Origin of the sequence: Acetobacter sp. KSO5, assembly GCF_044094635.1 — a bacterium.
GTDB classification, from domain to species: Bacteria; Pseudomonadota; Alphaproteobacteria; order Acetobacterales; family Acetobacteraceae; genus Acetobacter; species Acetobacter cerevisiae.
Map to the genome: position 1 here is coordinate 1792585 of NZ_CP172014.1, position 18817 is coordinate 1811401.

The 18817-nt window shown below is 60.4% G+C and carries 16 protein-coding genes and 1 pseudogene; 4 read left to right on the forward strand and 13 right to left on the reverse strand.

Annotated features, from left to right (window positions below):
- The first annotated feature begins 2 nt into the window (after positions 1–2).
- Positions 3–434 carry a hypothetical protein gene (locus tag ACHQGU_RS08200; protein ID WP_019086293.1) on the forward strand — a complete coding sequence of 144 codons (432 nt, stop codon included), beginning with the start codon at positions 3–5 and terminating at the stop codon, positions 432–434.
- An 11-nt stretch (positions 435–445) separates the two neighbouring features.
- Here ACHQGU_RS08200 and ACHQGU_RS08205 read toward each other — a convergent pair whose 3' ends face one another.
- The 11 genes and pseudogenes from ACHQGU_RS08205 to ACHQGU_RS08255 all read right to left on the reverse strand — a co-directional run.
- Entirely contained in the window at positions 446–1003 is a 558-nt protein-coding gene (locus tag ACHQGU_RS08205; RefSeq protein WP_026018703.1) for a flavin reductase family protein, read from the reverse strand.
- Between the two features lie 129 nt (positions 1004–1132).
- Complete coding sequence (locus ACHQGU_RS08210; protein ID WP_217412160.1) at positions 1133–2872, reverse strand: VirD2 family relaxase/mobilization nuclease; 1740 nt, start codon at positions 2870–2872, stop codon at positions 1133–1135.
- A 201-nt stretch (positions 2873–3073) separates the two neighbouring features.
- Positions 3074–3742, reverse strand: a complete 669-nt coding sequence (locus ACHQGU_RS08215) for a lytic transglycosylase domain-containing protein (RefSeq protein ID WP_176643574.1) — start codon at positions 3740–3742, stop codon at positions 3074–3076.
- 106 nt (positions 3743–3848) lie between these two features.
- Positions 3849–4187 (reverse strand): DUF736 domain-containing protein, encoded by a 339-nt coding sequence (locus ACHQGU_RS08220; RefSeq protein WP_010516012.1) that lies wholly within the window; start codon positions 4185–4187, stop codon positions 3849–3851.
- A 43-nt stretch (positions 4188–4230) separates the two neighbouring features.
- Positions 4231–4818 (reverse strand): S26 family signal peptidase, encoded by a 588-nt coding sequence (locus ACHQGU_RS08225; protein WP_010516013.1) that lies wholly within the window; start codon positions 4816–4818, stop codon positions 4231–4233.
- A complete protein-coding gene (locus tag ACHQGU_RS08230; RefSeq protein ID WP_176643553.1) occupies positions 4815–5291 on the reverse strand; it encodes a DUF2840 domain-containing protein in 477 nt (158 codons plus the stop codon). Before ACHQGU_RS08230 ends, ACHQGU_RS08225 begins: the two co-directional genes overlap by 4 nt.
- On the reverse strand, positions 5288–6337 hold the full coding sequence (locus ACHQGU_RS08235) for a replication initiator protein A (RefSeq protein WP_395494623.1): 1050 nt from the start codon (positions 6335–6337) through the stop codon (positions 5288–5290). Before ACHQGU_RS08235 ends, ACHQGU_RS08230 begins: the two co-directional genes overlap by 4 nt.
- Complete coding sequence (locus tag ACHQGU_RS08240) at positions 6334–6630, reverse strand: AlpA family transcriptional regulator (protein ID WP_026018701.1); 297 nt, start codon at positions 6628–6630, stop codon at positions 6334–6336. Before ACHQGU_RS08240 ends, ACHQGU_RS08235 begins: the two co-directional genes overlap by 4 nt.
- A gap of 97 nt (positions 6631–6727) precedes the next feature.
- Entirely contained in the window at positions 6728–7198 is a 471-nt protein-coding gene (locus ACHQGU_RS08245; protein ID WP_395494624.1) for a DNA -binding domain-containing protein, read from the reverse strand.
- A gap of 112 nt (positions 7199–7310) precedes the next feature.
- Complete coding sequence (locus tag ACHQGU_RS08250; protein ID WP_010516021.1) at positions 7311–7511, reverse strand: transcriptional regulator domain-containing protein; 201 nt, start codon at positions 7509–7511, stop codon at positions 7311–7313.
- 374 nt (positions 7512–7885) lie between these two features.
- Positions 7886–8668, reverse strand: a pseudogene (locus ACHQGU_RS08255) (ParB/RepB/Spo0J family partition protein); the annotation flags it as partial.
- Positions 8669–9321: 653 nt separating this feature from the next.
- Here ACHQGU_RS08255 and ACHQGU_RS08260 point away from each other — a divergent pair.
- The gene (locus ACHQGU_RS08260) at positions 9322–10572 is read left to right on the forward strand and encodes a DNA repair exonuclease (protein ID WP_176643545.1); all 1251 of its coding nucleotides are present in this window, start codon (positions 9322–9324) and stop codon (positions 10570–10572) included.
- Positions 10573–10574: 2 nt separating this feature from the next.
- On the forward strand, positions 10575–14015 hold the full coding sequence (locus ACHQGU_RS08265) for an AAA family ATPase (RefSeq protein WP_395494625.1): 3441 nt from the start codon (positions 10575–10577) through the stop codon (positions 14013–14015).
- Positions 14016–14186: 171 nt separating this feature from the next.
- Here the strand turns inward: ACHQGU_RS08265 and ACHQGU_RS08270 are convergent, their stop codons facing one another.
- Positions 14187–16484, reverse strand: a complete 2298-nt coding sequence (locus ACHQGU_RS08270) for an AAA family ATPase (RefSeq protein WP_176643543.1) — start codon at positions 16482–16484, stop codon at positions 14187–14189.
- A 503-nt stretch (positions 16485–16987) separates the two neighbouring features.
- Here ACHQGU_RS08270 and ACHQGU_RS08275 point away from each other — a divergent pair.
- Positions 16988–17587 carry a hypothetical protein gene (locus ACHQGU_RS08275; RefSeq protein ID WP_395494626.1) on the forward strand — a complete coding sequence of 200 codons (600 nt, stop codon included), beginning with the start codon at positions 16988–16990 and terminating at the stop codon, positions 17585–17587.
- 88 nt (positions 17588–17675) lie between these two features.
- On the opposite strand, the gene ACHQGU_RS08280 is transcribed toward ACHQGU_RS08275, so the two are convergent.
- On the reverse strand, positions 17676–18665 hold the full coding sequence (locus ACHQGU_RS08280; protein WP_395496404.1) for a protein NO VEIN domain-containing protein: 990 nt from the start codon (positions 18663–18665) through the stop codon (positions 17676–17678).
- Positions 18666–18817 lie beyond the last annotated feature (152 nt).

Sequence of the window (18817 nt, forward strand, 5' to 3'; positions counted from 1 at the left end):
TCGTGCCCATTCCCGAACCGACGCCAGGCCTGGTCATCTCGTATTCCTATCTCTGGCATAACCAGCATCGCGCCGGAGCCGAGGAGGGCCGGAAAGCCCGGCCCTGTGCCATTGTGGTTGCTGCCGCCGATGCTGACGGCGACTGCCAGGTTTATGTGGTGCCGATCACCCATTCCCAACCGGACGACCCACATGCGGTGGCACTCCCGGCAAACGTCAAACGACGCCTTGGGCTGGATGACGAGCCATCCTGGATCATAACCGCAGAACTCAACCGGTTCGTGTGGCCGGGCTATGATCTGCGGCCCGTTTCGCGCAACCAACCCGACTGTTTTGCCTGGGGCTTCCTGCCGGTGGACATATTCGCGGCGGTCAAGCGAGGGATCGTCGCTCACCAGAAGGATCGAAGCCTGCGGCAGACCCCACGGGAATAATCATCTGGGGATTACGATTTACGTGTCAGGACACTCGGTGGCAGTTTCGGGCGCATCATCGTGCGCCGGTCCAGCACAGGCCCGTCGGTCACAAAGGTGCCATCGCCAATGCCATGCAGGGGTGACCTCCCCTTGCTATGCGGGTCGGCATGCGCAGCGACCCCTTCAAGAATGACGATGCCATACGGCTCGATGATGTCGACGACACGGCATTCGATATTCGCGAGACACTTATCGAGAAGCGGGGCTTTCACCTTGTCAGCCTTCCGACGCGCAAGACCGAATTTCTCGAACTTGTCCGTATCCTTCCCGGAGCAGAGACCGATCCCCACGACAGTGTCGAGCATGTCTGCGGACGGAATGGCGATCACACATTCGCGCGTCTTCTCGATCGCCTTCCATGAGTAATTCCAGGGACCGGTGGTAATCGCGAAACGCGCGTCGAAATCCAGCACCATGGTCCAGGTGATCGTCATGACATTGTCGCGCCCAGTGTCATGCGTGGTCACGAGCGTTACCGGCCCGGATTCCAGAAAGGTAAAAGCTCGATCAAGGGGAAACGGCTGCATGGCAGTCTCCATCAGGTTGTCGCCGATCCTAAACTGGTAGCAGGGCACCTGCGTGCTCTGTATTGCGCTGCGTCAACGGTATCATGAAGAACAGGAAGTACATGCGAAGAAAAATCAGAGCATCAGACTTTACAGCCCAAGCCCGCGTTTCCGCGCGAACGACCAGTCGATCCCCCCATCCCCGCGCATGATGCCTGACACCTCCCGCCCTCGCTGCTTTTCCAGCGACGGCGACCATGGCACCAACTCGAAGCCCAGCCCGTCGTCGATCATGGCGAACCGGCCCGACGCCAGATTGAAACGCTGGCGGTAGGTGCCGGCAACGGGGTCACCCTCCCCGCTCCGCCGGAACGGCATCCCCGATTTCCCGGCGAGGCTCCGGCCCAGCGTCTCCAACTCCCGCTGACGCAGCGTGGCGATCAGGTTCCGGGCATAACGGATGCTTCCGCCGTCGCGGCTGGCCAGCCCCTGCTCCACCAGATGATCCGTCCGCTTTTTCATCGCCTCTTTGACCTCGGCGCCGAACCCGGTGGACGCCAGGGCAAGAGGCTCCCGCGTGATCGCCTGCCGGTCGAGCCAGCTAGCGCCCTCCGCCGTCACCTGCCGCTCCAGCGTGACGTCGGAACGCACAGCCAGCGCGACACGATCACGTCCCTGTTTATCGCTGAAACGCCGCAATTCCACGATCGAACCGACCGCTCCGTCACCAGCGGCTTCAAGGTCCGGCAGACGGACATGATGCGTTCGCCCATCAATTCCATCGATGACGGCATAGGCCGTGCCACGCAGCTCATCGTCGAGACCACGATCAACCAGCCGGCCGATGACGGGATCGGTGGTATCCTCGGCGGCGATTACCCATGATGATGCGGCACGGTCGATCTTCTGCTCCGTCAGCCCCCGGTGGATCCGTTTGATGATATCGTTGCGCTCGCTGATCTCCCGCAGCGTGGCTTCCGCACTCTCGTCCATCCGCCAGCGATCCGGCCTGACTTGGTGCGCCAGCCCCATGGTTTCCAGACGGCGCAAGCGACCCAGCTTCACGGTGGCAAAAGCGTCCGGTGTTTCGCCCGGCGCGCGCCCCAGAGCGATGACACCATCTTCCCCGGCGTCCCTCTGAAGCTGACGGTCAAGCTGGGTCCAGCGATCGGCATTCACCTGCCGCTCGACCGCCTGGTGGATGTCGTGATCAGTGCGTGGCCCGAGTTCCAGCGTCACCAGATCCTGGGCACGAGCACGCATTCCTTCGCGGATATAATCACGGGCGATCACCAGGTCGGAACCGTCCTCCGCAACGCCCCGGACGATAACGTGCAGATGCGGGTGTGCGGTGTTCCAGTGATCGACGGCGACCCAGTCGAGTTTCGTGCCGAGATCGGCCTCCATCTGCCCCATCAGATCCCGCGCGAAAGCCCGCAGATCCGACATCTCCGGTGCGTCCTCCGGAGAGACAATAAAGCGGAAATGGTGGCGGTCGCCATCGCATCGTTCCGCGAAGTCTGACGCGCGGATGTCGTCGCTGTCCTTGCCGAACAGGCGCGCGTCCTCCCCGTCTCGCGTCACGCCCTCCCGACGGAGATACCGCAGGTGTGCTGCCAATGGTGTGGCGCGCGGGGCATGGCGCACGACACGGGCCTTGATCACGACGCCCCGTGAACGGCTGGTCAGCAGGCGATTGGCGGCATGGGCGGCGGCTCTGCCGCGCCCGAAACTGGAGCGACGCCCGGCACTGATTTTCCCAGCGCGGGAGACCCGACCACCAGCCCGCTGCACGGATGCCAGCACCTGCGTCACGAAGGGGCGCGCCTGACGGCCGCGGGTGGAGCGGATACGGCCTGGCCGGACCCGGAATTCCTCGTCCCTGCTCATGGAGAAAGCCCTACACCGCGCGAAATATCGCGTCGGATCAAAGAGATGATACCTCGACGCGAGGTGCGGGAAATCCACGCACCTCGCGACAGGACTTCAAAAACCCCGGAAAACCGCCACCCCAACCGAGCCGCGATGTGCGGCCTTTTATCCAGCCCTCGCCCTCGCCCTCGCTTTTTTCCGATCTTTCGCGGTCCTCACTCACGATTTCCGTCCCTCTTGAACCGACAAAGGTGAGACATTGGGAAGGCCGCTGAAATGTCCAACGAACAGCGTCCGTACTGCATTCCCACTGCCATTCCGCTGCATGATTTCAGCGCGCGGCATGATGATGTCTGGATGATCGGATGGCGCGATAAAGAGCCAGGCAGCCTGCCATTCACGCCTGGGCCATACCGTCCGCGATGTCCCCTGCCCTGCGAGCGGACTATCGCCACGCAACCGTGCCCTGACCGCTTCCACGTAAGCCAGTGTTTCCTGCGGTAGCGGTCGGCCCGTCGCCAGATGTTCGTCGTAGCGGCCCGGTCCCGCATTGTAAGCTGCCAGAAAACCACCATCGCCGTAACGCTCATGCAGTATGCGGAGATAGGCAGCACCAGCAAGAATGTTGTCATGCGCATCAAACGGATCGGCACCAAGAGCGAGCATCCTGCGTAAATCCGTCCAGGTCGCAGGCATCAGTTGCATGAGCCCCATGGCACCTTTCGCGGATACGGCCTTCATGTCACCAGCGCTTTCGGATTGCAGGACAGCAGCAATCCATTCTGGTGGAACCTGCATCCGCGCGGCTGCCTCCGTGATCAGCAAATCATACGTTTTAGCCTGCGCTGACATGGGTACACATACCATCCATCCCAAGGCGAACAGCATGCCGGCCGTCTTCGCTGTCACTCTCCGGCATCTGCTTACGGCACCACGAAGACAGACCGGAAAGAGAAAAGACATCCAGCCGTGTGGCACTGTTCCGTGAACACGATCAGCGCCGGTCATCGCGTTTCACCTGACGGTTCCAGACCAGTTGCCAGTCACGCCCTCCACGACCGACCTGAAACAGGCTGGCACGAATGGGTTGCGTGAAAATTGGATCATCCAGCAGCACGGAGACATATTCGCCCGCTCGTTCGCCGGTACGTGTCCATCCTGCGCCGACCTCAGGACCGGCATCCCCGTCGCCGAGATGAATACGATAATCCGGCGCGTTTTCTGCCGTTCCTGCCCCAACCGACAGGAAGGTGAGTTCTGCATCCAGTGCCAGTGTCCGCAGCCTGCCTGCAAATCCGTCAGGCGTGCGTATGAAAGATCCGATCTGGGTCATGACAAAGATTCCCCTGTTTCGAAGTCAATTGAAAAATGGGCCGTCATTCGATTGGCGATTCATGGCGGGGCGCAAAACTGCGCGATGGCATGAACAATGGTTCGGGCGGCGGAGGCTCAGGATCGCCCGTCGTAATCCACAAAGGGATGGCGCGCCCAAGCACACTGTCGGCAGGAAGTGGACCGAAATATCGCCCGTCGAGACTGGCCGGGACTGCCGGGTTCATGACGAAAACCTGTCCCGCCACAAGATGCTGACAGCCCTGCCAAACCGGTAGAACCCGTCCCCGATGATCAGCGGCTCTGGCCTCGCCGACCAGATGCCCGTCAACCGTCACGCTGTTGCCCGAACGACAGACCGTCTGTCCCGGCAGGGCTGCCACGGGCTTGAGCAGCGGCACGCCGAACGGCAGATAGCCGCGCTCGGACAGCAATAGCGCCTGCTGCTCCGGCAGGCGGATGGCGACAATATCGCCAACATGCAGGGCACTCCCAGGACGCAGGCGATACAACCCGGTCGGCACACTCGCCGTTTCGTTCCAGATCAGACGGGGTGATACATGAATCGCAGCGGAAATACCGATGGCCACCGTCGCGAAATAGGTTGTGAAAAACCATGCACGACGGGTCATGACAGTGCCCTCCGCCGCAGCCATGCTTCATGTCGTTCGCGCGTATACGGTCTGTGCACCTGCCCTGCTATCATCCGCTGGTGCAGATGTCGCCAGTGATCGGGACAGACCATGCATGGATCGATCTTCTGTGCTTCGACGCCGTCAATGGCTTCCAGCACCTGCCGGACCTTCGGCCAGCCATTTTGTCGCAACAGGCTTTCCGCCCCGGGACGCACAAACGGCACGGTCTGGCGTGCTTCATGAGCCTCAACAGCACGCACGATATCGATACATGACATGACGGTGCCAAAATCATTGGCGGTCCAGCGGATGAATGCGAAGACATTGCCCGGCGCAAAGCTCAGCAGCCGCCGCCGGCGATCAAGGATGCGGTCCTCGACCGGATGCCCAAAGCGGATCCAGTGCTCGATCCGCTTCTCGATCCATGTCAGTTCAACAGTGGTCGTGACGGCACTGCGGGCGGCGCTCATGACGTCCTCCCGACGGTTTTTCCACCGTTTCTGGGCACCTCTACATCAGTACCGTTAGATTCTTTATAGTTAGATTCTAAGTTAAGGTTACCATAACCTGTTGATCCGGCGATCTTAATCGGTCCTTTTTGGGACTGATGGCACGCGGTCATTCCGATCGATGGCATGTGGTGACTCACATCCAATGGCACGTGGTGTTTCACACATCGCCCACCGCTCCCTGTGGATAATCCACGGGGCCGGAAAACCAGCAGATCGCCGTTTTTTGCACCCGTTTCGATGGCAAGCTGATAGCCTGGCAGGCTCTGCCGCATGACCAGATCATGCAACTCAGCGGTGAAGCGGGAAAACCCGGACAACGTGGCGGATTTGGCATGCAGGTGGGTAAAGGCGAAACGCCAGCCCCGGCGCTGCTGACCGGCGTGCTTGCGCACCAGCCGGTAAAGCCAGCGTTCCACGCCACCGGTAAGACGGAAATAGGCCGGATCAATCCGCAGAACGAGGCTGTCCTCCAGCAATCCAGCGTAAAACCATTCCGGAAGCGTGATCTCGACCCGGCCGGCGTGGCCGTTGGCTGCGGCATGCCGTTCCTTCCACTGGTTCAGCCAGGAAAAGGCCTGCAGGTATCCACCCTGTCGCCGCAGCGTTGTGCGCACGGTCGTTGCCTGCAGCCGTGCCAGCCCTGCCCGCAGCCGGTCATAGTCGCGTGCGCCCGTCCCACGTCCGATGAATGTCAGGATTTCGCGCGGGGTGGCGGTCATGAAGGGCGAGGTCCGCAACCCCGTATCACGGGCCTCAATGATCTGGCTCGCGGCCCAGATCAGGATATCAGCGTCCCATATGGTTGCCATACCCCGCTCATGGGACGCTTCCACCCGGATCGAGACTTCACCCATGGTAAGGTCAATCGGCACGAAACGTGGCGATTTGGCGAGGCTGAAAAACGGCCATGCCATGAGATCCTGAACATCACGCGGCGGAAAGTCTCCGGGCAATGCCTGGAACACCCCTGTTGCCCGACGGGAGATTGAAAACAGGGCGGTCATGCGCGCTGTCCTCTCGTGGCTGAAACGTAACGGGCCTGGACACGAGCCATGGCGGTACGCCGGTTATGCGGCAGATCCACTGCACCATCTTCGGCGGTCGACAGACGCACATTGAGATCGGCCCAGGCGCAGAGGTCTTCCACGGCGTAAACAATGCGACCACCAATCTTGCGATAGAGCGGGCCGGTTCCAAAGGTGCGGTGCTTTTCAAGAGTTCGTCCGGACAGCCCGAGGAAATTCGCGGCATCCGGCGTGCGGAGATAGTGGGGTGGCAGTGTCGGCAGGACACGCATATCGGCCTCCATGTCGCCTCAAAGGACCGCCGCGCAGACCCGGCGGTTTCTGACGACACGGTGCAGGAAGAGGCCCGACTGGGGGGGATGACAAAGTTCAGGGGGAGAAACTGTCACCACCTCGCGTGCGACCCTGCAGCAGGGAAAGATACCCGCCATTCAGCCAGATCTCTCCGTCGCGCAGAAGACGATAAAGCGCTTTGTAATAAGCCGTTGCCCGCCATTCGTCGGCCGACATTCGGTTCAGATCGACACGGAAAAGCGCGCTGGCAATACGCCGATAGGGAATCCCCGCCTGCCTGCCATCATGGGCACAGAGCATACGCACCTGCCGCTGGCGCTGCTGGGCGCTCAGCCGGAGATGGTTCGACGGGGAGCCCAGGGGTTCACGAGCCAGAAAGCGGCGCATACGGACCACGCTCTCCATCCGGATGTCGAAGAACGCATCGTCAGTCAGGATGAAGGATCGCGCCTCTCCCAAGTGCTCCGCAACCAGCAGGCAACGGAGCCGTTGTCCCTGCACATCCAGCACAGCATGACGCCCGTCCGATGCGTCGTACGTTACCACGATATGGGGCGCCATCAGGGCATGCGTCCGTGCGTCGGCCCGCAGAAGAACAATCTCCGGGGCGATTTCAGGCCGCCAGAAAGCAGGTGACGTGGATGCAGGCTGCTCCGGGTCAACAAGGAAAATCCAGCCCCCATCGTCGCGCCATGGCGATCAGAAGGTCCGGATCACCCCGCGCCTGGGGAACCGTCCGGTCATAATCGTCATGATAGCGAGGATTACGCCGCAGCCATTCCTGGGCGAACCCGGCGGGATCGAGGGGTTCCAAGGTACGTCTGAGCGACGTCGCATCCCAGGTATAGATGGCCGGCACGCGGGCCTCCAGGCGGATTTTCGGGAGTCAATCCACTATCCGCAGGGAGGAAAAGGTCGGGTAGTCCCAAAGAATCGAGCACGTGATACCTGATAAGACACGCTGCTATAAGATATTCACATAGATCCAACCGACGAATACAAGCAGAAACTCCGTTCGGTCCACGGTCTGTCAGGTAAGATACACTGGTCTGGACAGACTCGCCCGATGCTTTCAAAGCATCACCTGATCTTCTGGCAGCATCACACGTTCAGAAAACGATACGATAAGGACGTGTATTATAATACGTAGCACGATAATACACAAATCGTTCCTATCCTGCAGATGGACATTCGCAGGATCTTCGGCACCAATGTGCGACATTACCGGCTGGCGGCCGGATCCTGCAGCCAGCCACCATCATCCGCCTCGAACAGGTCGCGCATGATAAGACCACCGGCCGCGAGATAGGTGTCCAGCCCAACGAAACGCACGCGACGATCCGAAGCCCGCACGGTCTTTTCTGTCAGCATGCGGCGGATGACATAGGGTTCGCGGTTATGGCTCTGGCTGACGATCTCCCAGACCTGTTCCTGACGGGCATGGTCATCGCTGATGGAAAAGGCCATCAACTGTTCCAGCTTCATGCCATCCTGCTCGTAGATATCAAGCAGTTTGTCGGACACCGTCATCAGCCGCAAGCGCTGTTTGACCACGGCCGGTGCGACGAAGAACGCTGCGGCGATTTCCTCCTCGGACATGCCCTTTTCCAGCATGTCACGAAAGGCACGGAACTGGTCCAGCGGATGCAGGGCCACACGCTGCACATTCTCGGCCAGGGAATCATCCTCGGCGAGAATGGCCGACCCGGCCTCGCGCACGACGCACGGTACGGGTGCCGTCTTTGCCAGTTTCTTCTGCTTCACCAGCAGTTCGAGCGCGCGAAAACGACGCCCACCGGCCGGCACTTCGTAGGTACCGGTCTCAACCCCGGCATCATCAACGACTGGCCGGACATTCAGGCTCTGCAGCAGTCCGCGGCGCTCGATATCGCGGGCCAGTTCCTCAATCGACAGGCCGGACTTCACACGCCGCACATTGGACTGGGACAGCACCAGCCGGTTGAAGGGGATGTCACGGGACGAACTGAGGCTGATTTTGGGAATAGTGGTCGCCATGGCGAAAAACTCCATGACGGGCGGACAGGAGACTCTCTCCCACCCTCTCAACCCGTCACGAAAATCCGCGCAGCCCTCTGACTCTGAAGGCTATACCCGAACAAGCATGCTCTCCCCTTTCCCGGCAGAAAAAATGTCGGCGATGGGGGGGCAAGCGGTCCGGCCGCTCACTGGACGACATGTGACAGCCACTGTGCGCCCAAAGTGCTGACATTCTTGATCTGTGAGCGCCCGCCGCTGCTGTTCGGCACCTGCGATCGCCTACTCAGTTGGCTCGAGCGCGAGGCTATTGAAGCAGCCAGACCCGCCGCTCGACGGCTGGATTGATCCCTAGCTAGGTTCCGGTCGCTGTCACGACGACTAGCTCATTCCGCCGCCGAGTTCACATCCCTTTCGGCCAAGAAAGCCATGTTCATCCTCACGGCTCGCGCTTCTGAAGGCTACCGCTCGAGCGCCTAAATTGGACGGGGTAGCAATGAGGATTGCAATCGCGCCCGAGACAAGGCAGACAGATTTGGTATTGCACCGTGTTGAACGTCTCTTCTTCAGGGGCTTCCAATGGAGTAGACTGTGCCCGCACGTTCCATGCCTTGATTAGCTTAGGCGAGCCGCCGGCAATAGTGTAGGGCGTTGGCTTGCCAAGAGGGGGTTAAGTGACGAGCTTTCGCTTTCTGCACGCGGCGGACATCCATCTTGATAGTCCACTGCATGGCCTTTCGCGATACGAAGGCCTGCCCGTCGAGGACATCCGTTCGGCTACCCGCGCGGCTTTTGACAACCTCGTCCACTGTGCGATCGAGGAGGCGGTCGACTTTGTCATCCTCGCCGGCGACCTCTTCGACGGCGACTGGCGCGACATGGGAACTGGTCTCTACTTCGCCCGGGCTATGGGGCGCCTCGACCAAGTTGGAATTCCGGCCTTCGTCCTCGCGGGAAACCATGACGCAGCCTCGGTGATCTCGCGGACGGTCCCATGGCCACCGAACGTCCGCCTGTTCGGAGCTAGGCGCCCAGAGACTCACCGCCTGCCGGACCTGGCCGTGGCAGTCCATGGTCAGAGCTTCTCCACGCCGGCCGTCACGGACAATCTCGTGCTCGCCTATCCACCCGCCGAGGAACACCACTTCAACATCGGCATGCTGCACACCGCTCTGGCTGGCCGTCAAGGCCACGCCGACTACGCTCCCTGCAGTGTCGACGACCTTCGTTCGCGTGGATACTCTTACTGGGCGCTGGGCCATGTCCACGAATTCGAGATCGTCAGCACCGATCCCTATGTCGTGTTTTCTGGTAACGTGCAGGGCAGGACGATTAGGGAAACCGGGCCGAAGGGCGCCGTGATCGTCACCGTCGTCGATTCCGAGATCACGTCCGTCGAGCGCGTCGAACTCGACGTGATCCGCTGGGTGCGTCTCGACGTGGATTGCACGGGCACCGCCGATGATGCCGTCACCGATCTGATCCGGGTAGAGCTCGGAAGGCTGCATGGCGCGAACGGGTCTGGCCGCCCCCTCGTCGTCCGCGTGACGCTGTTGGGCGAGATGTTGGAGGCCGGGCTGCTGCACGACCGGGCCATCACACTACGTGACGACATTCGCGCCATCGCAGCCTCGATCTCGGCCGAGCTCTACATCGAGAAAGTCAAGGTCATGGTGACGGAGCCCGCACGCGAGCGGGTCGCGCTTGGCGAGGATCTCGGGGCCCTGATCAACGACGCCTCCACCGATCCCGGTCTGGTCGCAGCGCTCGCGTCCGATTTGGAACGGTTCATGCTCGCGGCGAGCACCACCCTCGGCGACGCCGAGGAGGGGGAGCTGCGTCTATCCGCGTCGCAGGGTGACTGGGCCGGTGTGCTGCTCACGGCATCGACGGCGCTACGGTCTCGCCTGACAAGGGAGGGCTGACCATGCGCTTCTCCCGCCTCTCACTCGAGCGATATGGTCGATTTCAGGATTGCGAGATCGACTTTCGGTCTGGCAGCCCCGACCTTCACGTCATCTACGGACCCAACGAAGCCGGCAAGACGACCTCGCTTTCGGCAGTTTCCGACCTTCTGTTCGGCTTTCCCACGCGCTCGCCATACAACTTCCTGTTCGACTACTCGCTCCTCAGGGTTGGTGCCGTGCTCGAGGATGGCGGGACCACGTTGGCGTGTCGCCGCAAGAAGGGAACGAGCGGCACGCTTCTGAACGCGAGTGATGTGACGATCGAAGAAGGCCCGCTGGCAGCGATGCTGAAGGGCCAGACCCGTGAGACGTTCGGTCTATCGTTCAGCTTGGACCAGAACGCGCTCCGTTCGGGCGGTCGCGCGATGGTCGACGCGAAGAACGACGTAGGCCGGACCCTGTTTGCGGCAGGTTCCGGACTGACCGGAATAGCGGACGAACTCAGGCGCCTCGAGGCCGAGGCCGATGCAATCTGGGGACCGACGACTAGGGGAAGTAGGACGTTCACACAGGCCCAGCGCCAGTTCGCCGAAGCGTCGAAGGCCGTCAGGGACGAGGGGTTGAAGCCGAAGGCGTGGTCTGACGCGAAGACCGCCACCGAGCGCACGCGCGACGCGCTCGATGCCGCACGCAGGAAGCGCGACGGGGTCCAAGCCGAACTCCGGTCCGCAGAACGTGTCAGGCGCCTGGCACCGCTCGTGAGACGTCGCGACGAGCAACTCGATGCGCTCCGTGGCTTCGACGGTACTTTCGACCTCGGTCGCCAGCGAGAGGAATCCATCGAGGTCCTGATCCGCGATGCCGACGAATCGCTTCGCAAGATCTCGGCCACAGAGCAGCTGCGCGCCGATGTCGCTGATCGCCGCTCCAAGGTCTCTTCTGATCCGGACGTGCTTGCCGAGGCCGACGAGATCGACAGGCTGGTGGCCGAGGCTGGCGCAGAACTGAAGGCGACCCGCGATCTAGTAGGATTGGAGGCAGAGCATAGCGATGCTGGCACCTTGGTCCGACGTCTGCGCGCCGAGGCTGGCGCGAACGCCGATACCGCCCCGCCGCGCGACGTCGCCGCGCGTCTACGCAATTTCGCAAGGTTGCATGGCGAACTCACGGTCGCTGCTAGCCAGATCTCGGAAAGTCGGGAAGGTGTCGACGACCGTCGCAGGCGCGCTGCCGCCACGCTCGAGGCGAATGCCGTCGACGGTTGCGCCGACGCGCTCGCCGAGGCGGTTGATACGGCCCGCGCGCTCGGAACGGATGCCGACGCCCGCTGCGAAGCCACGCGGAGCAAGGCGGACACGGCCGCCGCGAAGTTGGCGGACCTGATCGCTCGGCTGGCGCCTTGGGCGGGACGGATCGAGGAACTCGCGCGCCTGCCAAGGGTGGATGCCACAGAGATTCAAGCTGCGCGTGATGCGCTGGCCGGTCTCGCGACCGATATCCGTCGCGAAGAGGATGGTGCGCTCCGTGCATCCGACCAAGCAGCGGCAATCGCATTGGAGATCTCGCAGCTCGCGACGGGTTCTGCCGTATCGCCCGATGAGATCACCAATGCGCGCGCGGAACGCGATCGCTACTGGGAGCCGCTCCGTCGACACGTGCTCGATGGCGACGAACTGACCTCACCGACAGACACTGTGGCGAGGTTCGAGGCGAGCGTGGTGATGGTGGACAAGCGGGACGATGCCCGCTTCGTCAGTGCCGATGCGTCCGGCCGTCTCTCATTGCTGAACCAGACCAGGGCGTCGCACGAGCTCGAGAAGGATCAAGCGGACGGCCGTGGCAAGCTGGCGCGCGATCGGCTGGAGGGGACTACCTCCGCGTGGCGCAAGCGACTGGCCGACGTCGGACTACCAGAACTCGATCCAGCGCAGTTCCAGTCATGGCAGACGGACCGAGAAAGCGCGGAAGCGGCACAGGCCGACCTATGCAATATGGTCTCAGACGCCGATCGGTCGAAATCGCGGAGGGACACGGCACGTGCCGGCCTAAGTGCTGCTCTTGGTGTAGCCGATACCGGCGGCGAACTCGCACCGGTGCTCGCCACGGCGGAGCGGCGCCGCGCAGGTGTTGAGGACATCGCGCGGAAGCGCCTGTTGGCCCAATCGGAGATGGACCAGGTCAACGCCGATGCGGCAGCGCTCGATCGGCGACAGCAGCGGGTGGACGCCAACGCCGAGGCCAATGGAACTGGATGGAAGGCCGCACTCGCCGAGGCGGGGCTCGACATCGACGTTGTGTCATGCGGCGCCGTACTCGACCTGCTCGACGAATTACGGGAGGCGACCGCCTCGGAAACACAGCTTCGTCGTCGGATCGACGGAATCGCCCGGGATGCACGGGAGCATTCCAGCGCCGTCAAGCTGCTTGCCGACAAGATCGGCTTGGAGCTTGGCGACACAGCAGTGCGCCTGCAGACCCTGCGCGAGAGGTTGGGTGTGGCTCGAGCCTCGGAGACGCTGATGAGTTCATTGGACGAAGAGGATCGTCGTCGCGAGAGCGAGATGCAAGAGGCCCAAGCGCGGTTGAAGGCGACCGAGGAATCGATTGCCCCGCTGCTGCTGGAAACTGGCTCGGATGATCGAACTACGCTTGCGGCCGCCGTCGAGCGCTCAAGGGCTATGCGCTCACTCCGTGACGAGATCGCCGCCACGGAGAAGGCGATCGTCGAGGCCGGCGACGGACTGGCGCTGCACGACCTGCTCGCCGCAGTGGAGGCATCCGATCCAAATCAAATCGCGGAGCGCCTGTCCTCGCTCGGTTCGCAGCTTGAAGAACTCAACCTGACGGCCGACGAGGCCGCAACCGTGCACGGCGACGCGCGCATTACGTTCGCGGGCCTCGACACCAAGGTGACGTCAGCAGTGGACGCGGCAGCTGATGCCGAGGAGGCACGCTCCGAACTGGAGGTGCTGTCCGAGCACTACATTCTGAAGAGGGCTCAGGCGGTCACCCTGAAGTGGGCCATTGAGAAATACCGCGAGAAGCATCAGGATCCGCTACTGCTACGTGCGGGCGACCTGTTCTCGACATTAACGATCGGAGGTTACGCGACCCTGAAGGTCGACGCCGACGGACCTATTCCCAGACTGCTCGGCGTTCGTGACGACCTGCGCACAATGGTCGAGGTCGACGCGATGAGCGAAGGCACGACCGACCAACTCTTCCTAGCGCTCAGGCTGGCGGCGCTGGAACAGTCGGTGGCGGCCGGGATCAGCCTGCCGTTCTTGGTCGACGACCTCTTCGTGAACTTCGACGATCAACGGGCTGAGGCCGGCTTCAAGGTGTTGGCCGAGATCGCAAAGACGACCCAGGTCCTGTTCTTCACCCATCATCCACATCTTGTGGAGATCGCAAAGTCGGTCGTCGGGCGCGAGATGCACTCCGAGTGCTCATTGTCGTGACGGCAATCGGCGGCCGAGGGGACGTGACGGTATCCGTAACATCCGTCGAACCCGCCTAACATTCCGTGCGGGGAATCGTCGACGATAAACGCGGGCCGAGCTAATCGGGATGTAGCCGAATTGATCGACAGTCACCGGGGGCGACACGGATCTGACCGGTCGCCCGCCGCCTCACGCCGCTGGGGCCGAAGCTGGCGTGCCCTGAGGTGGAGATGCCGCTTCGACGGCGGCAGGGTGCGTCTCGCCTTCCGCCGGCTCGCCCTCGTCCTCGTCGCTGATCCGCATCATCATCCTGTAGTGGGCGATATGACCGGTTTTCTCAAAGACCTGCTCGAACACGCGAAGGTAGCTCTGGACGGCGTTGTCGTCGGCTGCCAGATAAATGTCGTCGTGCGCGCTGTGAGACCCGTCATTGATCCATGAGAACAGCGAGGCGCAGACTTGGGCGTCGCGACCGGTGAAGAGCGCGACAATGGCATCCTGTTTCCAGCCGCCGAGGACAACGAGATAGTTCTCGACGATCCGCCGCAGCGTGTTCTGGATGGTGAGGTTGGCGCGCTCGGAATTGCGCACGTCCTCCCAGAGCAGCTCGTAGGATGTCTTCACCGGATTGAACGCGTAGTGGTGAAGCGACGAGACGTTGTCGCGCTTCCGCACTACCCAGAAAGTCTCGTCCCGTCGGCAACCTGAGGCGGGGCGATCCCGATCGTAGCTCACCTCCTTATGAAAGTAGATGTTATGCGTCAGCACAAAGACCTGCCGGACCGAGCCCTTTCCGGCGCGCACATCGCCGACCACCTTCCGGATGAGCGCGCTGACGATGAACAGAACATCGGAATCTAGGCTCGAGACGGGATCGTCGAACACCACCACCTTATCGGCTGTAGTGCCTGAGCCGGATGTGCTGCCGGCCAGCATGTGATAGAAGTAGAGGAAGGTGATGAACGACCGCTCGCCTTCGCTCAACGTCTTCGCGGCGTCGGATCCATCGAGACGAACGATCCGGTACATATCCCCGCGCTCGCTAGCGACGGCCAGCTTGAAGCTGGTGAAGCCGAATGAGAAGAGGATGCGGTTGATCTCGTCAACCGTCGGCTTAACGCTCGTGATACTAGCTTCCTTGGCCTTCAACTGAGCATCGAGCCGCGCACGCTCGCCCTTCTTTTCTGCGATCTTGGCTTCGAGGCCCTCGATCATCTTGCCGAGCTTGGTCGCTGACGCGTCGTACGTTGTAAGGTCGGTCCGGCGCTCCTCGACAATGAAGCGCCATACCTGCGAGGTCAGGGTGCGTTTCGACTTCGACAGGTCACGGATGGTCTCGTTGTATTCATCGATCACGGTGTTCGCCTGCATCAGCAGATCGCTGATCGCGCTCGCGAACTCCTTCGTATACTCGAGCGTGATCTCGCTGCTGGGTTCGCGACGCTTCGCTACCAACCGCTCGTGGTTGAGTTCGAACGCCGTCTTCAGGGCGTGGTAGCGCTCGGTGAGTGTCTCCGAATCGATAAACCTGCCAGGCGAGGCCACGAGGACATCGAGGCGATCACACACGGCCTTCGTGGCTGCTTCGTAGCGTGTGGACAGTTGCGCGATCTCTGCGAGATCCGCCTCATACTGCTCGTCGAAGAATGCGTTCAGATCTTCGATCAGATTCGCCGGGGCAACCTGCTGGCAGAATGGGCACGAGCCGTCCGCTGCCGCAAGATACTCCACGCCCTGCTTGACCCAGTCGCTGTTGCCCAGCCGACCTATCAGGGCCGCAACGACGACGTCGTCACGGCCGACAATCTTCCGTCCGAGGATCGCCGACTTTTCCAAGGTGGGGAAGGCGGTGAAGGCGATCGGCTGGATAGCGGCTTCCGGCGGCGTTGCATCCTTAAAGACGGTCGCGGCGCGCACGATGAGATCCTCAAGGGTGGCGACGTCGGTGTTGTTCTCCGCAGCCTCCTTCAGCACCTTGTCGCAGAAGGCGACCTTGCCATGGCGGTGGCCGGTCATGGCTTTCTCGAAAACCGCCTTGTGGGCTTGCTGCGATTTCCAGCATGCCTCGTCGAGGAGCGATCGCGCGTCTGCAAGATCCTTACGGCTACCTCCCGTGCCATCGTCGCCTTCGAGCTTTTGGCGCAGCCCGCCGATTTCGCGGTCGAGCTTGCCGATCTGCTGCTGCAGGCTCTCGATCTCCTCGACGGCTTTCGTTGAATCCTCGCCGAGTGTGAAGATGCCCTTCAGCTGCTCTCCGAAGTTGGCTTCGGCGAAATCACGGTTGTAGACGAGTGTCGCTATCGCCCGGCCGTCCTTCCATGAGACGCTATAGCCGGCACGGGCGGCAGGATCGTGGATGGCGCGGGATACAGTGGTCTTCCCGCAGCCATTGTGACCGAAGAGGTAGTTGATTTTCTTGAGGTCGGTGAGCGTCTCACCTGCGGCTGGATATGTCGCCTCGCCAGCAATCCCAATTAAAGTCAGCATCTACGCCCCCAAGAAATGGACTCCCTGGAACTAAGCTAGCCGTCTGCGCGCCATGCTTCCAGCCGCATTCTCCACATGGGTCCGTTCTTGTGCTGGAGGGTTCATGCCAATGACCCTTGCACATGTACGGTAGGACCGTCTGTCCATCGGGTAACGTCTACTTCACGTTCCTTGAGCGGACAGGCAGTTCAGGGGGGGAGAGAGGAAGGTCGGCTATCGGGCAGAAATGAACAAAAGCGGAGATTCGCAACCGTTCAGGTTCATGGCAGCTTTCGACAAGAACCAATATTCCATATACGCTTCAGTAAACGTCCGGTCTTGATAAAAGCTATAGATCAGATTGCGGGGGCGCTCCGTTGGCGGCGCACTTAGTTATAGTCGTTGGTCCCCAGATCATCGGCGCGGACATCTGGTCGACACACTTTTTCATCACGGGCACATGGTCACGGTCGAGTTTCGCGTTTACAAAGAAATAACGCTAGCCTCCCTAAATGTTGAGCTCCATGGGAAAAGAATACGACTCATCCGAAATAATCAGCGAAGGCTTGAAGCAAGATGTCCTCTGGCTGCTGATCACAGTATACTCATATGTGACACGCCGTCGGTTCGAGGGGCTCGGGAAAATGTCCCGTGAGGCGTTCGTAGTGGACTGGGTTCTGCTGGAAAGTGCCGCCAGGGATATCGTCAGTCGATTAACAGCGCTCGATGACGACACCAGAAACAATCGATCGTTCCAAACGCTGTTTGCTGCTTTGAAACGCGAGGGCCTAGATTCCAAGCGTACCAGTGATCTTAACAGAAAGATCAAAACGTACCGTACGTTGGTTAACGATCTTAAAGTGTCGCACCGTAACCGCTACATCGCCCATGTAAATACGAACGTGGCAGTGGTTCCTCGTGTGTTTGACAATCCGGTCGCCTTCGAGGCAGCAGCCTCGAAGGCGGTTAATCTTCTCGACGACATCATTGGCAGTAAAGTCGAATACATATTTAGCATGGCTTCCGATCTCAAAATTGATCTTCGCCAGGCTCTCTCGAACAGTTCAATGGAAGACGGAGAATCCTCGATTGTGGACACGATGAACGAGACGTCAAACGATTGATCTTCACGCGCTGCCTAGGAGAAAGACAACACGCAGATCTTTGCGCGGCGCCTGAACTGGGATGTGAAAGAAAAACGGACGCGCTATCTTAATTCTTCTTGGCAGCGCCGATCCAGACGCCCGGTTGCAGATCAAACCGCGCCTTAAATTGCCGACGGTCTAGGAACTCGATCGCTGGTTTGGTCAAAGCGTCCGTCACCAGCGCGAAGCGCCATCCCTTAGCAGTCAAAAACAACAACTCGTTCGGGGTCATGAAGAACCGAGAAATGCTTCCCGATGTGCCCTTGACCTCAACGTACAAATCCTGTCCGCCATCTTTGGGGATGGCCTGCAGATCATAGCCGATCTTCTCGTCAGAACGCCTGACGACGGTGTAGCCGAGTTCGTTGAGGTATGCCGTGGCCGCCTCCTCAGCCGCCATTTCTATTTTCTTACGTTGCTCCGCGGTTCCGAAATTGATTAGTGGATCAGAATCGTCCTCAATGTCGGTTTTAACATTGATTCGGTTCGGCTGGGCAATGGCGACCTTTCGTAGGGTCGTTAGACGCTTGTTGATCTCGGATAGAATTTCGGCTTTTGCATCTGTCGCCGGCTTTTTCTCGCCGGGACGGAGTAAGTACGAATACTTAGACTGCTTGATGTTGGGATGAGAAATCGGGTCTGTCCGATCACTAGGAAGAACAAGAAAAGCCTTATCGGCTACAATCGAATAGCTAAATTTTTGGCCTGATGTGTCTAGCCTAAAGCCGGTTTTCTCTTTGTATTCCGGGCGCACGAACGCCGAGCCATCATCTTTTTTTCCGACCAATTGAGCGTCTTCATACCAGCCGACGATATGGACCCCCTTCTGATTGCCATGCTTGGCGAAGAACACAACGGTCCACAAACTCTCAGTTTCGTCGTGTGGAGAGCCCTCATACCGCCCTTGGGGCGGCACATACCCATAATATCGTCCATCGGTGCCGGGCAAGAAATTGAAAGCTTCGTGGCCCTCGCCACCATCGGAAATCCAAGCATAGTTTCCGTCTACCGCATCTCCTTGATAGTAGTCGGCCCAGCCATGGTTTACCCAAATCACGTTAGCCAATTGATAGCTCCTAACTGCCCCATCATGTATCTAGTAGATTATGTGCGGAATATTTTCTCCGGACCAGAGCTCAGATGTTATCCAGCAACTGTTTCGGGTATGGAAACGTTAGCAATTGCCGTTTGACCTCACAAAATGATGCT